At 61.9% G+C, this 15896-nt stretch carries 9 protein-coding genes; all 9 read right to left on the reverse strand.

What is annotated here, in order from left to right:
• On the reverse strand, positions 1–2357 hold a 2357-nt coding region (locus IRZ24_RS07700; protein WP_297162061.1), incomplete at its 3' end, for a tetratricopeptide repeat protein.
• Between the two features lie 130 nt (positions 2358–2487).
• Positions 2488–3309: an endonuclease III gene (gene nth, locus IRZ24_RS07705; protein ID WP_297162064.1), complete on the reverse strand. Its 822-nt coding sequence runs from the start codon at positions 3307–3309 to the stop codon at positions 2488–2490.
• A 172-nt stretch (positions 3310–3481) separates the two neighbouring features.
• On the reverse strand, positions 3482–5623 hold the full coding sequence (locus tag IRZ24_RS07710; RefSeq protein WP_297162066.1) for a UvrD-helicase domain-containing protein: 2142 nt from the start codon (positions 5621–5623) through the stop codon (positions 3482–3484).
• A 502-nt stretch (positions 5624–6125) separates the two neighbouring features.
• The gene (locus tag IRZ24_RS07715) at positions 6126–7520 is read right to left on the reverse strand and encodes a GH1 family beta-glucosidase (protein WP_297162068.1); all 1395 of its coding nucleotides are present in this window, start codon (positions 7518–7520) and stop codon (positions 6126–6128) included.
• Between the two features lie 160 nt (positions 7521–7680).
• Positions 7681–8748 carry an ABC transporter permease gene (locus IRZ24_RS07720; protein WP_297162070.1) on the reverse strand — a complete coding sequence of 356 codons (1068 nt, stop codon included), beginning with the start codon at positions 8746–8748 and terminating at the stop codon, positions 7681–7683.
• Positions 8749–8854: 106 nt separating this feature from the next.
• Positions 8855–9832 carry an ABC transporter permease gene (locus tag IRZ24_RS07725; protein WP_297162073.1) on the reverse strand — a complete coding sequence of 326 codons (978 nt, stop codon included), beginning with the start codon at positions 9830–9832 and terminating at the stop codon, positions 8855–8857.
• A gap of 456 nt (positions 9833–10288) precedes the next feature.
• Entirely contained in the window at positions 10289–11998 is a 1710-nt protein-coding gene (locus IRZ24_RS07730; protein WP_297162075.1) for an ABC transporter substrate-binding protein, read from the reverse strand.
• Between the two features lie 317 nt (positions 11999–12315).
• Entirely contained in the window at positions 12316–13923 is a 1608-nt protein-coding gene (locus IRZ24_RS07735; RefSeq protein ID WP_297162078.1) for a glycoside hydrolase family 16 protein, read from the reverse strand.
• Positions 13924–14499: 576 nt separating this feature from the next.
• The gene (locus IRZ24_RS07740; protein ID WP_297162081.1) at positions 14500–15657 is read right to left on the reverse strand and encodes a LacI family DNA-binding transcriptional regulator; all 1158 of its coding nucleotides are present in this window, start codon (positions 15655–15657) and stop codon (positions 14500–14502) included.
• Positions 15658–15896: the final 239 nt, after the last annotated feature.

Raw genomic sequence — 15896 nt, forward strand, 5'->3', positions numbered from 1 at the left:
TTGCGGGTCTGGTGGGCTGGGTGATGTGTATACGCGACAGCCCCCAGAGGCCCGGCGACCGGAGAGTCGCCGGTCGCTGCAGGCGGCTCAGCGGCCAGCAGCGCCATACGGGCGGAGGCTGCCAGCTCCAGCGTCGGATCAAGGGACAAGGCCCGCTCCAGATCAGCCAGCGCCTCCTGACGGCGGCCCTGGGCCGCATACACCAGCCCGCGGCAAGCCATCGCCCAGGCATAATCGGGGCGCAGCGCCAGAGCCTGCTCCAGGCAGCTCAGCGCCTCCTCATAGCGGCCCAACAAGCGATAGACCTCGCCGTACTCCCCCAAAGCCCGCACCTCCTGCGGATGCAGCGCCAAAGCGCGATCAAGATCAGCTAACGCCCGCTCATAGTCGCCCCGTAAACGATGAACCTCCGCCCGATGCACCAGGGCCCAGACATAGCCCTCATCCAGCGCTAAAGCCCGCTCATAATCCTGCAGCGCCTCCTCATAGCGGCCCAAGCGCGTATAGACCTGGCCACGGCTGGCCCAGGAACGCGCATCGAAAGGATTCAACTCCAGCACCCGCGACAAATCCTCTAGCGCCTCAGAATAGCGCCGCAGCCGTCGCAGCACACGCGAACGCTCCACAAAAGCCCAGACATTAGAAGCATCGAGAGCGATAGCCTGACTATGATCGGCCAGCGCCTCGCTATAGGCCTGGCGGTAGCGCTGCACGCGCCCACGAAAAAAGTAAGCCGCCGCCCGCGCCCGTGGCGAGAGCACCTGAACCTGACAGAGCCGATCGAAGAGGCGCAGCCCCGTCGCCCAATCGCCTTCTTCCATCGCCCGCAACCCGGCCTGCATCAGCTCCAACAGCTCGCGCTGAGAGCGCTCCAGATCGCGCCGCACCTCCTCCAGCGCCGCCATCTCCACCAGGCGAGCCGCCAAGCGGCGCTCCTGATAGAGAGCCAGCGTAAAGCACTCCAGGAACTCGCCCCAGAACCTGCCGGCCTCGGCGATCAAGCCGTGATAGAGAGAGTTCAGCGTCCCCTCCTGCCAGCGGCTTGCCTGCCAATACTCGCGTCCCGGCTCATAGAGCGCATCGCGCTGCTGGCGATAGAAGGTTGCCAGGCAGGCATGCAGCTCACGATACTCAGCCGGACTGCGGCGGCGCAGATACTCCAACATCATGCGCCGCACCACCGAATGATAGCGCCAGCCCTCGCCGCGCTCGCTCACAAAGGGCAGCCCGACCAGCCAGTCAAAGACACGCTCCACATGCGGCGCCTGCTCGCCCAGCGCACAGCGCAACAGGTAGGCCAGCACATCGCGATTGAGCACCCGCGGCAAGGCCCCCAAGAGAGCCGCCTCACGCAGAGCCGGATCAGTTACCCACCGCAAGAAGCGCTCCACCATATCGCTGGCCGGCAGCACCGTATAGGACCCCCCCGTCTCGCGCGGCGCCGCCAGCCAACTCATCAACACCGGGAGCCGGCCAGAGACCTCGATAATCTCCTGGCGCCGCAGCGGATCGCGCACATGGTAGAGATCTAGAAACGCCTCAGCCTCCTCCGGCGTAAAGACATCCAGATGGATGACGTGCGTCACCCCGCGCAGAATGCCCCACTCCCTGTCGAGCGGCTCGCGCCCGGCCAGCACCAGGCGAATGCGCCCCGAGGGCCGATACTCAGGCAGACGCAGCAGCCAATCGAAGAGAGCCGGGCGCGTCGCCTCCAGATTATCGAGACAGAGCAAGAGCGGCCAGCGCTCGGCCACCCGATTGAGGTCGGCAAAAAAGAGCTGACTGAGCACCTGCTCAGGATCGCGCAACAGCTCGATCTCTTCGCGGTTCCCCAACTTACGCAGCAGATAGCGCCCCCACTCACTGGCCAGCTCCTCGATATCCTCCAGCGACAGATACGAGAAAGCCGGACCAACCACCGGCAGCAGCTCGCCGGCCACAAAGGCCATGCGCAGCAAGGTACGCACCGACAGCCCGCCCTGCCCGCGCGGCGCCTGGGGATCAGCCTCAATCTCATGCAGGCGCTGATAGTAGAGCCGATGGCGCTCCTCAAACGTTTTGAGACGCAGGCCGTGCATCTCGAACTGAGCCGCCAGATGGCCCAGCACGGCCAAGACATCGCGCTGGCGCTCATCGCACTCGGCGACCAGAAAGCCCTGCTCGCAAGCCAGCATCTGATAGCGGCGCAGCAGCGTCGTCTTACCAACGCCGGCCTGACCGGTCAGATAAAAAATCAGCGTGCGCGGCGGCTCACGGCGCAACTCCTGCAGAAACAGCATCAGCTCCTGCTCGCGGCCCACAAAGCGCTCATTCTCACTCTGATGAATAATCTGGCTCCAGTCCTGACTTGAGGCCATCAGTCAGTCACTCCTTCCCAGCCAGGTCAGCAATCCGTAGGCCGCCTTGCACCCTCCTCTGAGTTCCACCCGGCAGAGAGCAGACGCCCACAGGAAAGGAGAAACGACAAAGCGACCCGCCCACGGGCAGCTACAGATCATCGCCTAGCAAGTCGCCGGCGGCGGCAGAGGCCGAGGCCGGCTCCCCATCGGCCCCAGCACTACCGGCATAGCGGCACACATCCAGCAAAGGACAGCCGAGACAACGCGGGCGCTGCGCCAGACAGACCTGTCGTCCATGACGGATCAAAAGCACATGCAGCGCATAGACCCAGTCGGGTGGCGTCATCTGACCCAGGACCACATGCGCCTCCTCCGCGCTCACCTTTGGCCCAATCAACCCCAGGCGGCGCGCCACCCGATGCACATGGGTGTCTACAGGCATCACCGGCCAGCCCAGCCCAAACAGCAACACACAAGCCGCCGTCTTAGGGCCGACCCCCGGCAGGCGGCGCAAATACTGCCAGGCCTCCAGCGGACTCCGACGCCGCAACTCGGCGGCCAAAAAAGCATCCAGCTCCCAGGTCGCCACCTCGGCCCGCCCAGCCGCGGCCTCGGCCTGCTGACGTCGCAGCTCACTGAGCACCGCCTGAATGCGCCGCGCCTTCAGATTGGCCAGGCCCCCACAGCGAATAGCCGCCGCCACCTGCTCGGTCGGTGCCAGGCGCAGCGCCTCCCAGGACGGAAAGGCCGTCCGCAACTGTGCATAAGCCCGCTCCGAATTGACATCCGACGTATGCTGCGAAAGAATCGTCCCCACCAGCTCGCCCAGGGGATCACCCGAAGGCTGCCACTGCGGTGCACCATAGACCGCCAGCAAGCGCCGATAGACGCGGGCCAGATGCGCCGATGGGGTCGCTGGGACCGCGGCGCCCGATTCCGCTCCCTCAAAAGAGGGTCCCGGCGGAGACATAGCACTCTTCTCTCTCATCGCAGAAACTCATGCCAGCAGCGTCACTCGCTGAGCAGAAAACCTGCCCCAGCGCCTTCCTGCTAAAGTTAGCTGTATTGTAGTACATGGCCCAGCCTGCGGCAACCGCCGACTCAGGATTCCCAACGAGCCTACGCGGCAGAGCTATCCTTGCTCAGGCCACATTCCAATAGGTGCTATCGAAGCCCTCCAGCAATGGCGAAACAGAAGCCTGAGGGACTATCACCAGCAGCGCCCGCATGGCCCGCGTCATGCCCACAAAAAGCGTGCGCCGATCGATGGCCAGCAACTCCTGGCGCTCCTCCTCACTCAGCGCCGCCAGCGCTCCCTGATGCCAGCCCCCCTCAGTGAAGCCGGCCAGAGCCACGACCGGAAACTCCAACCCCTTGGCTGACTGCAACGTCAGAACCTTCACGCCAGAGGCCTGCAGATCCAGCTCCGGGCCACGCATGAAGCGCGCCGGCACCCCTTGCGCCCTCAGCTCCTCCGCCAGCCGCTGCCCGGCGCGCAGCGTTGGCGTCAGGACCGCACAGGCCCCGATCCCCAGCCGCAGCTCATGAGCCGCTGCCGGCAGAAAGCGCCGCAAGAGATCGACCTCCTCGGCCCGCGAGGCCACCCGCCGCAGCGCCGGCACCGGCCCACTATGCTCATAGCGCCGCTCGCACGGCTCCCCATCCAGCTCAGCAGACGCCTGGGCCCGCAGATAGGCCCGCGCCGCCTCGCCGATCTCCCGCGTCGAGCGATAATTGACCGTCAGCACGCTCGTCCGCCCGCGGAAACGCAGCCACTGATGCACCTCCGTCCAGGCGAAGCCGCTGCCATAAATCGATTGATTGGCATCTGCCGTAATAAAGAGCAAGCGCGGATCACGGCAGAGCAGCACCAGCAGGCGCAGAGCCGCCGGATCAAGATCCTGGGCCTCATCGATGATCACCGCATCGTAGCAGGGAGAGAGCCGTCCGGCACAAGCCCAGGCGGCGGCGCGGGCCCGCACCTGCTGCCAGGTCTCGCGGCCCTGCTGGCGCAGGAGGGCCACAAAGGCCTCATACAGCACCCAAACCGCGCGGCGCTGCTGAGGTGAGAGCGCCACCCGCCGACCCGGGCGCGGCGCCTCCAAGTACTCCTCCAGAGACGTGATCTGACGCGCCATAATAACCTGCGTCAGCTCGCGGCGCAGATATTCCCGTCCCAGGCGCTCCAGAAGCTGGCTCAGAGACGCTGGCCCGCCTTCCGACCGCTTCAGCAATGCCCACTCCAGGGCCTCCTCAAAGAGCTGCTGCTCCTCGGAGGCCGTCAGCGGCCTGGGCGGCTCACCCTGGGCATCGAGCAACTGATAAATCAGGCGATCCGCCGTCTGCACCTCCACGAAGCGCAGATCGACCCCAGGAAGCTGGCGCAGCAACTGCTCACATGAGCGTACCAGGGCATTCGTATAGGTTGTCAACAGCAAGCGGGCCTCAGGGCGTCCCTGGCGGCGCAGCTCTTCCTGCACGGCGCGCACCCGATAGAGCGCAATCGTACTCTTGCCCGTACCAGGTCCTCCCTTGAGCAGCGTGGGACCACCTGAGCGCAGCCCGCGCGCCACATAGCTTTCCTGCTCGGGCGAGAGACGCAACAAAAAACCGGCTAGCTCCCCCTGGCGATAGCGCAGCAGATCCTCGACATCGCCGAGCAAGTAGTCTGGCTGCTGCAGCACCGCCACGAGCGGGCGCTCAAACATATGCTGATCGATCAACAGCAAATACTCATCGGGAACGCCGGGGCAATCCAGCAAGTCCTCCTGCGTCTGAATCGGCAGCAGGCGCGCATGAAACTCGGCGGGAATGCCGAGCAGCCTCAGCAGCTCGGGCGTGATCGGTTCCGGCAACGGACGCCGGGGCGGGGGCTGAGGAGCCAGCCAGCGTTCCCAATATGAGGGGGCCGTCTCCGGCTGAGGGCCACCTGAGGCAGCCGCCTCATCGGCCTCGTCATCGGCCACCAGAGGAGCGGTCAGAGCGCCCTCTGGGAGAGCGGCATCCAGCTCCCCGCTATAGGTGGCCTGATTCCGACGCCGCAAGGCCAGCACACAGATATAGGGGCGTTCCAAACGATAAAAAATACGATAGGCGCCGCAGCGCAAGCGATAGAGCGGTAAGCCCATATGGCGCACCTGACAGCGCGTATGGCCATCGGGCGAGGGGTCCTGCAGCAGGAGATTCAGCTTCTCAACGACAAGGCGGATCTCTTTCGGCGAAAGAGTTTGCAGGGCGCGCACAAATTCCGGCTTTTGCAACAGATACCAATCACCAGCGGCCATAACCATTCCCTCCAAGCGTCCCCCGCGGGGCAGCCTAACGAGCGGCGAGCAACACCGTTTTTATGAGTGTATATTACCATGTTATCCGCTGGAAATAAAAACGCGCCGCAGCACCAGATTTAGCACATGGCGCCGCTGACGCAGACAGCCTGCCAGGCAAGCAGGGACAGAGCCAGACCAGACAAGAGCGAGCAGAGGAAGCGAGAGAGCAGACACGAGTTCAGTGAACGAGAGAAGAAAGGCGCGCAGGCGGGAGCCGGGAGGCAGAGGAGCCAGGAGACCCGGCCCATCCGCCTGGCGTCTTTCAGGCCTGGGTCCTGACCGACTGGTGAGGACCCAGGATTCTGGGGAGGGAAAGCAAGCACAGGGACAACATGGAACAGTCTTTTATCTTCCCCAGCGGCCTGCTCAGCTCAGCCTCAGCGCGAGCTGGTTCCCGGCGAGAGAGCGGGCGAGGGAGAGGCCGATACCAGTCGCAGGCCGGCGCAGAGCCATGCCAGCCCTAGCGGCAGCGCGAGCGGAAGGCCTGCAGGAGCGCCGCATACCACAGGCCGCTCTCCTTGATCACCCGTCGCTGCGACGCATAATCCACATAGACGATGCCAAAGCGCTTACGATAGCCCTCGGCCCACTCGAAATTATCGAGCAGCGACCAGACAAAATAGCCACAGAGCGGCGCTCCCTGCTCCAGGGCCTCGGCGCAGGCACTGATATACGACGCCAGATAAGCCACGCGGCGCGGATCATGGACGGTCTCGCCGCCATCCCACTCATCGGGGAAGGCCGCCCCATTCTCCGTCACATAGAGCCGCTGCACCGGATAATCGCGGCTCACATCAAGCAGCAAATCGCGTAGCCCCTGGGGAAAGATCTCCCAGGCCATATCAGTATAGCAGGCATTCGGGACCGGCGAGACCGTGCGACACTGGTCAGCCAGGGGCGGTTCAGGAGAGCCGCGTACCAACATGCGCGAATAGTTATTGACCCCCAGGAAATCCAGCGGGGCCGCAATCAGTTCGAGATCGCCCTCCTCAATTGGAGGCGGCTTCAGTCCCAGAGCGGCAAAGAGACCCTCGGGATAGGAGCCGCGGTAGAGCGGATCAAGGAACCAGCGATTTGAGAACGCATGGGCCAGGGCCACATCGCGCTGCGTTTCGGGGCGCTCATCGGCCCCATAGACCTTCACCAGCACCTGGGCAGTGCCGATCTGAGCCTGCGCGGGGAGAACAGCCCGCATGCGAGGCAAGGCCAGCCCATGAGCCAGCAAGAGATGATGCGCGGCGTCGACCGCCGCCTGCCGATCGCGCAGACCGGGGGCATGCACGCCCACCCCATAGCCGAGATAGGCGCTACACCACGGCTCATTGAGCGTCATCCAATGCAGCACACGATCGCCGAGCCGGCGCGTCACCACCTCAGCGTAGTCGGCAAAAGCATAAGCCGTCGAGCGCACGCGCCAGCCGCCCTCACGCTCCAGCACCGAAGGCAGATCCCAGTGATAGAGCGTCACAAACGGCTGGATGCCCGCCTCGAGCAGCGCATCGACCAGGCGATCATAGAAATCCAGGCCCGCCTGATTCACCGCGCCACGCCCCTCGGGCAGCACGCGCGGCCAGGCAACAGAAAAACGATAGGCATTCAAGCCCAGGCGTGCCATCAGCGCCACATCCTCGCGATAGCGATGGTAATGGTCCGCCGCCAGCGCGCCGCTCTGGCCATCGGCGACCTTGCCCGGCGTGGCAGAAAAATCATCCCAGATCGAGGGGCCGCGGCCATCCTCAGCGACCGCCCCCTCCACCTGATACGAAGATGTTGCGGCTCCCCAGAAGAAGCTTGCGGGGAAGCGTGCAGCCAGGTCCTCTACCGCCTGGAACGAGACAGTGGGGATACTCGTCATGCGTTCTCCTGTTCTCTATCTCGAAAATGATGATCTCTCAAGCGAGAGAGTGTGAGTGGCCAGTCAGCGCGGCGCCGCCGGCCAGGCCTGGCCCCCACCTCAGCCGGGGATTCAGACCAGGGAGGGGACCAGGAAGCCCGGCCCGGCCTCCAGCGCCGGCTTAACCAAGGCTACGAGAGGCACCGAGAGAAGCCGCCCCCGTTCCGGCCCCAGCGCCAATAGAGCGCGCCAGCATCTGACGCAGCAGGCGTTTGCTGGGCCGCGCCTCACTTCGCAGACGGGGATTGGCAATCTCGTCGATGCCGAAGTTGATCAAGGCTAGCCCGGCCCCCAGCAGGGCGATACAGAGGCCTGGGGCCGCAAACCACCACCAGGCCCCCAACAGCAAGGCATCGTTATTCTGGGCCCAGTAGAACATCGTGCCCCAGTCGACCACCGTCACATCGCCCAGGCCTAAGAACTCCAGGCCGGCGGCCGCCAGAATCACATAGATCGCCGTACCCACAAAACCCGCCGCCACAATGGCGATCTCGTTCGGGAAAATCTCAAAGAAGATAATGCGCCAGGTGGATTCGCCGCTGGAGCGGGCCGCCTCCACAAAATCGCGCCGGCGCAGCGACAGCGTTTGCGCACGCAGCACACGTGCCTGATAAGCCCAACTCGTCAGCGCAATCACCGCGGCCACCGTCAGCGGCCCCTTAAAGGGCACATAGGCGGCCAGCAGTACTGCCAGCGGAAAGCTTGGCAACACCAGGAAGACGTTGATCAGCAGCGAGAGCACCTCATCGACGATCCCTCCCAGGTAACCGGCGCACAGGCCCACCAGCACCGAAATGGCCGTCACCACCAGGCCCGTGGCCATGCCCCAGAGAATCGAAACGCGCGTGCCCACCACCAACTGACTAAAGATATCCTGGCCAGTCTGAGTCGTTCCCAGCCAATGCTTAGGCGACGGCGGCATCAGTACATCGTTCGATAGCGCGCTTGGGTCTGTATGGATAAAGAACGGCCCCACGATCGCCACCAGGAAAAAGAACCCCACGATACACATCCCCACCATCGCCTTACGATTCAGAGTGAAAATGCGCCAGAGCGTCATCCAGGGACGCTCTGCCGCCAGAGCAGCCGGCGTGGCGCCTTCTGCCGCGGCGGTGCTGCCTGCGCCTGCCTCCTGCGGCTGGCCCGTCGGCGCCGCCACTGGCTCTGGAGATTGCGGTAGCATAGCCATGATCAATCACTCCTTCTCTCGTATCACGGTCACGTCTCTCAAGCATCCATCCATCAGGCCGCACGGCGAATCGCTGATCGATCCTCCAGGCCATGCGGCTTCCTAGCTAGCTAGCGCGTACGCGTGGATCAAGCACCAGATAGACCAGGTCCGCCAGAAAATTGGCGCCCAGTACCGCCAGGGCAATGAGCAGGAAAATGCCCTGAAGCAGCGGATAATCCGAATTCTGAGCAGCCTGCAGCAAGGCGAAGCCCACGCCCGGATAGGAGAAAACCACCTCTGTCAACAGCGAGCCAGCTACCACAAAGCCCAGCGAGAGAGCAAAGCCCGTCACGTTCGGCAGAATGGCATTGCGAGCCGCATAGGAGAACATCACGCGGCGCTCGTTGAGGCCTTTGGCCTCGGCCAGCAAGACGTAGTCTTCGGTGAGCGTCGTAATCATGGCGTTACGCATCCCGAGCATCCAGCCAGCGATCGAGGCCAGAACAATCGTGAAGCCTGGCAGCAGGGCATGTTGCAGCGCGCTCAGCAAGAAATCGGGAGTCAGCGCGACTGTTAAGGAGGTATCATAGCCGCCGTGCAAAGGGAACCAGTTCAAGGTATAGGCCAGCACATAGAGAGCAATCAAGGCCAGCCAAAAGTAGGGAATAGCAGAAAAAAAGGTCAGGAAAGGCGGCAGCACATTATCAAGAAACGAGCCGCGTCGCCAGGCAATCAAGACACCGAGCAACGACCCCAAGACGAAGCTGATCAGCACGGAAGTACCAACGAGGGCCAGCGTCCAGGGCAGCTCTTGAGCCAGGACCGTCGCCACCGGCGTCGGGAAGTAAGTAAAGGAGGTACCGAGGTCGCCGTGAAGCAGATCCCCCAGGTACTGGAAATACTGTATCCAGAGCGGATCATGCGTAATACCAAACTGCAGCTCCAGGGCATGAATCGCCTGGGGTGTCAGGCGTCCCTGAAAGCGAGCCATCAAGGCGCCCGCCGGATCGCCAGGGATCAAGCGCGGAATAATAAAATTCAGCGTAATCGAGGCCCACAGGGCCACCAAGTAGAAGCCGAGGCGGCGCAGTAAATGCCTCATCTGGGTCCCCTTTCCTCCCAGCCGAGAGAGGCGGCGCCGCACGCCGCCAGCGACAGAGAGAGCGCGGCTCTCCAGCCGTCGAAAGCGTTGGCGCGCGCTGCCGGGTGTTGGCCAAAGTCGTTCCTTATTATTACATTAAGAAGATCAACCCGCTTGCCTGTGCGTTACCTCTGGATATGCGATAGACCTATATAGAATAGAAGCAAGGCCACATCTCATCTCGTCTGGCTGCAGACGAGAGGCCTGGGAGTCAGTGATTGTCTTCTCTCTCTCATCTCACCATCTGCAGGCCCCTCGCCTTGCCACCCTTGCCTGTCCTGCTCGCCTACTGCGTGTATAGCCCCCGTTGACTCATGGAGTTGACCAATGAAGCGGAAGCGGCGAGCCAGGCCGATGCGGAGGGAGGTGAGAGGGCCGCACCCGTTTGGTCCCCTCACCTCGCCTACGCATGGGGTTTCAGGCAACGGGCTTCAAATTCAAGGCCACCACTTCGGCATCGGGGAAGTCGAAGGGAGCCGGCGAAGCATAGGCATTATTCTTATCCGGCCAGCCCGTGAAATTGCGGCTGCTGTACTCGTACCACGTCGCACCATAGACCAGCGGGATGCTTGGCAGTTGCTCCACCATAATCTGTTGCAGACCATAGAGAGCCTCCTGCTGCTTGGTCTGATCAGTCGTTGTCGCGTACTGAGCCAGCAGCTTATCGGTCGTCGGGTCCATCCAGCGCTCCCAGTTGGAAGGGGCGGGCTTCCCGAGAGGCGCGCTGTTGGTGCTATTCAGCAGCGAATTATACAGGTAGAAGGGCGTCGGCCCTGGATTGGTCCAGGAGATCGCCATATCATAGTTGCCCATCTGCAGGGCGCTGTAGTAGGCGTTGAAGGAAATCGAATTCACCTTGGCATCGATGCCGATAGCCTTCAAATTATTGGCGATAATCTGCACCGCCGTCACCCAGTCGGTCCAGCCGGTCACTACATCGATCTGGAACGACATCTTCTTGCCACTGCTATCGACATAGATGCCATCCGATCCCTTATGGAAACCGGCGCTCTCAAGCAGTTGCTGCGACTTATTGGGGTCCTTGGCAAAGGCAACATTGGCGTACTTCGGATTCAGGAAGCTCTGGTTCTCCGGCAGCACCAGGCCAGTCGGGCTAGCCACTGGCTCGTAGCCGCTCTCGGCCACCTTATAAATCTGCTCGCGATCGATGGCCGCGCTGATGGCCTGACGGACCGCCAACTGATTGAACGGTGCCTTCGCCGTATTCAAATACAACATCACAATGTTGCGGTTGGGGAACCAATAGTGATTATGCGCAGGGTCCTTCGCCACATAGGTCTGCTCGATATTGGGCGTATAGAGGCCCGTCCAATCGACATCACCGCGGCTGAGCAGCAGCTCCGCGCTCGTGTTTGAATCGAAGGCCGGATAGCGGATCTCGTCAATGGCAGGCTTACCGGGCTGCCAGTAATTGGGATTCTTCTTCAGCGTGATCAACTGTGGCGAGAAGGACTTGAGCATAAAGGGGCCAGTACCGATCGGATTGGCGTCGACAAACTTGGTCGGGTCGCCGGCGCTGGCATACTCATGCTTGGAGACAATCCAGGTTTGGCCGGCCAAATACCACAGGATGGGCGTATAAGGTGCCTTCAAGGTCACCGTGACCGTCTGGTCATCGGGAGCCTGGACATTCTGGATATACTGCCAGAGGCCATTGCCATCGGCCGCCGGATACTGCTTGAGCATCTGCAGCGTAAAGACCACATCTGCCGACGTGAAGGGCTGACCATCAGACCACTTCACATTAGGGCGCAGATGAAAGGTCAGCGTCTTAGCATCACTGGAGAAATCATAGCTTTGCGCCAGCCAGGGCGTGATCTGGCTATTCATGCGGTTAAAGAAGAGCAGCGTCTCATAGATCATGCCCTGTGAGCCGTAGTTTGCGTTCGCCGAATAGGGGCTAAAGCCGTTGGTAAAGTCGCCTTTGGGACTAGGCACGACCGTCAGCACGTGGGTCTTATTGGACGAGCTGCTAGAGCTGCCCTGGCCACAGGCCGCCAGCAACACTAACAAGCTCAGCGCCAGCAGGGAGAGGGCAACGCGCCCCCAGCCGAGGAGAGCCAGAGGCCGTGGTGAAGAGCGAGAGAGATCGGACTTGTCGCACATAAGCGTACCTCCTTGCAAAGCGAATCGGACGTCGATTGAGCGCACAAAACATCGTCTCATCGTGGTCGGCGCTGAACCAGCCAGCTCCACTGACCCGATTGGAATCCGCAGCCATGTCAAAACCGCTTCGAAACAGAGCGAGCGCACGGCCCTCCTGCAAGCGGGTGTAGCCCGGCCCTGCCTCCTCCCGGGCGGGCCGGCCAAAGCTGAGTCGCAGACAGCCTGCTGCCCGGCTTTGGCAAGACGGACGGCAGCGCCGAGAGGAGGAAGCTCCCTATCTCACCTCAGGCGAGCAGGTGAGGGAGAGAGGGTCACGCTCAGGGATGAGTCCAGGTATAGGTGCCTGTGTCGTACTGCAGGCCGTTCTTCTGGTAGGTGAACGAGTACGTGATCGTCTGCCCTGAACTCATGCCGCCAGCCGTGTACTGCCACTGGCCGGCGCTACTGTTGTAGCTCATCTGCACATTCTGCTGAACCTGTCCCGGAATTGTGTAGTGCAGGATCACATAACCCGCCGTCCAACCACTCGGCTGGAACCAGAAGAGCGCCTGAGTAGCACTGACGCTATTCACCCCTTGGCTGAAACCATTCCCGCCCGAGGGGGTAGGCGTTGGCGTGGGGGTGGCAGCCGAAGAGCCTACCGTATAGGTATAGGTGCCCGTATCGTACTGCAGGCCATTCTTCTGGTAGGTGAACGAGTACGTGATCGTCTGCCCTGAGCTGACGCCACTGACCGTATACTCCCACTGGCCGGAGCTGCTGTTGTAGCTCATCTGCACGTTCTGCTGAGCCTGCCCCGGAACCGTATAGTGCAGGATCACATAACCCGCCGTCCAACCACTCGGCTGGAACCAGAAGCGGACCTGATTACTACCGATGGTTGTGGCGCCCTGGGTAAAGCCGCTGCCGCTGCCAGCGGTTGGCGTTGGGCTAGGAGTGGGAGTAGCCGTCGGTGTGGCAGCCGACCCATTGGCGGTATAGACGCGCACATAATCGACCAGCATGGGCACGCCGGGCTGAGTCGCCGAGGTAGGACCGCCGCCGAAGGCGGCCGGGAAGCCGCCGCCGATCGCCAGATCGAAGATGATAAAGAAGGCATGATCAACCGCATTCGCCCAGGTTGTGGCATCCACCTGGTTGGCGCTCACCGTAAAGTAGTTATTGCCATCCAGGTACCAGCGGATCTGCTCGGGCGAGACGCTCCGATCGACAATGACCGTATAGGTATGGAAACCCGTCTGGCAGCCGGGACAAGGCTTCTGACCGCTACCGATCCCATTCGGCTCATTGCAGGGGCCACCGGGATAGGTTCCGCAGTGGAAGGTCCCGAAGACCGAGCTGAGGCCATTGACATCCTCCATAATGTCGATCTCGCCATCCTTGGGCCAATTATGATCGGAGCGATAAGGCGTTCCCAGCATCCAGAAAGCAGGCCAATAACCCAGGGCGGCATTGCCGGAGACATTGGGCTGCTGCAGCGAGGCGGTCACCTCCAGCTCACCACCGGGAGGAGCGGCGAAGCTATCGTTGACGGTTTCAATGCGGCCAGAGGTCCAATTGCCATTAGCATCACGCAGCGGCGTAATCGCCAGATGCCCATTGCCATCCAGCGAGACATTGGCCGTGCTATTGGTCGTCGTCTCGATCTCGCCCGTGCCATAGCCAGTGCCAATATCATAGATCCACTGCGAAGTATCCAGCGGGGAGCCTGCCGGCCCATTAAACTCGTCGCCCCACACCTGCGTCCAAGTGGCAGCGTGGGCCTGAGGAGCAGTGCGCGCCACAAAGACGATGCCAGCCGAGAGACTGACCAGCAAGGCACAGACGGCGAAGAGGAGCCACTTGAAGGGCAACCGGCCGAAACCGGTACCAGAACGAGCAGACTCATCAACATCCCTGTGAACTCTACGCTGAGGTATCCGCATCCAATACTCCTTTCTCTTGCGGAAGTAGTTCAGCTGCAACGCAGCCGAGCTGGCAGCGCGCTCCTGGTCACAGCAGAGATAGGATAGACCAGCGCTGCCGCGGGCGCCCTATTCAGCGTTCCGTCAGCAGACGCAGCCAGGAACAGCGCCACAGTGCCGGCATCAGCCCAGTGCCGGCGAGCGCGGCCAGTAGCCGCAGTGCTCTGGCCAGCCTTTCACCTCCCCTCATGCCCCAGGTGGTACGCTAGCAGGTACCAGGCCCGGGCTTAGCCACCTTCCTTCCCTCCTTCCCCCAGCCAGCGCCTGACCTTTCCCACCGCCTGCCGAGCAGCGGTCTGCAGAGGGCCAGCGCCGACCCTGAGCCGGGCTATGGCTCGGAGTGAGCAAGCCCGACGCGGGGCCTGATGAGAGACCTACTAAGAAAGTAGGACAACAGCATGACAATACATACTATTCTCCAGCAGAGAGACGCATCCATGCGCCATGAGCAGCTCATACTGGTAGAGCAAACAAGCGTTAGCTGGGTGAAGCGCTTCAGGCGCTCAGCACGGTCCCACGCGCAGGAGCGAGCTGGCGTCAGGCGGGTACACTTGACGCTCGTACCACCAGGCTGGTTTCAAGTTGTATATGAATGGTCCCGTCCGAGCGATAGGGAGCGGAAGGCTCACGCAGCTGATGGTCAGAGCCATCGGCAGCGCTAGAGGGAGCGGTAGTCGCTGAGGTCATCCCTGCCCCAGCGTTCCCCATGCCCTCGGCGGCCCGTACACGCGGCAGCAGATGATCGGGATCGACCATCTTCAGCAGCAGCTCGATCGCCTTCGCCCCCATTTGAGAGAATGGCTGACGCACAGTCGTCAGCGGGGGGCGAACGTGGGACGAGACCAGGTTATCATCAAAGCCGACCAAGGCTATCTCCTGGGGGATTTGAATGCCCTGCTCCTCGGCAACCTCCAGGAAGCCATAGGCCATCTGATCATTGGCCACAAAGATGGCCTCGGGCCAGCGTTTCCGTTCGCGGGCAAACAGCTCGCGAGCGCAACGGCGACCACTAGCGGGATCAAATTCGCCCTGCAGCAGCAGCTCGGGGTCAGGCTCCAGCCCGGCCTCGCGCAGCGCCTGACAATAGCCCTCATAGCGCTCCTGGGCGCAATAGTAGCGCTTCGGTCCCATCACATGAGCAATGCGCCGATAGCCCAAATCGAGAAGATGGCGGGTGGCCTGGTAGCCGCCGGTGCGGTTATCCACCCCCACCCAGGGGCAGGGGAAGCGCTCAGGCGGCTCCTGATCATTGATCATCACCATGGGCAGCCCGCGCTCAAAATGCTTCAGCAAATGAGGGGTCAGGTCGCAAGGCAGAATGGCCAGCAAACCCGAGACCATGCGCAGAGACAAGATGCGATCGACGACGTCCGTATGGGTGGGATTCTCAAAGTTGACGCTATAGAGGACCATCTCATAGGAGGTTCGCTCAATATATTCCGCCACCCCACGTAGCATTTCAGGAACCGCAGGCCAGGTCAGCGGTGGGGTCAACACGCCGACCAGACGCGTCTTGCCTCCGGCCAGCCCTCTCGCAGTGACGTTCGGCACAAAGTTATATTCACGCACCACCCGCATCACACGCTCGCGCAGCTCCTGACTGATGGCCGGATAATTGTTGAGGACACGTGAGACGCTCGACTTCGAGACGCCAGCCAAGCGGGCGATATCCTGAATGGTGAGTTTCTCATCCATTGTCGATCTCCCCAACATCTAAGGCTCTTGACCTGGTTCCTGCGCGGGTGGTGCCGGCTTCTGGAACCGGTTTCTGGCGAAACTATAACATTGAAACCGGTTTCCGTCAAGACTTCCGGGACTATTTTTTCGCAACATTTTCGAGACCAGAGTCAGCGACCAGCAAGTAAACAAGCCAACCTTAGCGGGAAAGAAGGGAGGAAGAGAGGGGAGAACAGGGGAGGAGATGCCCTTTCTCA

The sequence above is a fragment of the Thermogemmatispora sp. genome (assembly GCF_019683755.1).
GTDB lineage: Bacteria > Chloroflexota > Ktedonobacteria > Ktedonobacterales > Ktedonobacteraceae > Thermogemmatispora.

Coding starts and splice junctions, on each gene's coding strand:
- IRZ24_RS07730 (WP_297162075.1), bottom strand. CDS start 11,998: ATGTGCGACAAGTCCGATCTCTCTCGCTCTTCACCACGGCCTCTGGCT.
- IRZ24_RS07735 (WP_297162078.1), bottom strand. CDS start 13,923: ATGCGGATACCTCAGCGTAGAGTTCACAGGGATGTTGATGAGTCTGCT.
- IRZ24_RS07740 (WP_297162081.1), bottom strand. CDS start 15,657: ATGGATGAGAAACTCACCATTCAGGATATCGCCCGCTTGGCTGGCGTC.
- nth (WP_297162064.1), bottom strand. CDS start 3,309: ATGTCTCCGCCGGGACCCTCTTTTGAGGGAGCGGAATCGGGCGCCGCG.
- IRZ24_RS07710 (WP_297162066.1), bottom strand. CDS start 5,623: ATGGCCGCTGGTGATTGGTATCTGTTGCAAAAGCCGGAATTTGTGCGC.
- IRZ24_RS07725 (WP_297162073.1), bottom strand. CDS start 9,832: ATGAGGCATTTACTGCGCCGCCTCGGCTTCTACTTGGTGGCCCTGTGG.
- IRZ24_RS07715 (WP_297162068.1), bottom strand. CDS start 7,520: ATGACGAGTATCCCCACTGTCTCGTTCCAGGCGGTAGAGGACCTGGCT.
- IRZ24_RS07720 (WP_297162070.1), bottom strand. CDS start 8,748: ATGGCTATGCTACCGCAATCTCCAGAGCCAGTGGCGGCGCCGACGGGC.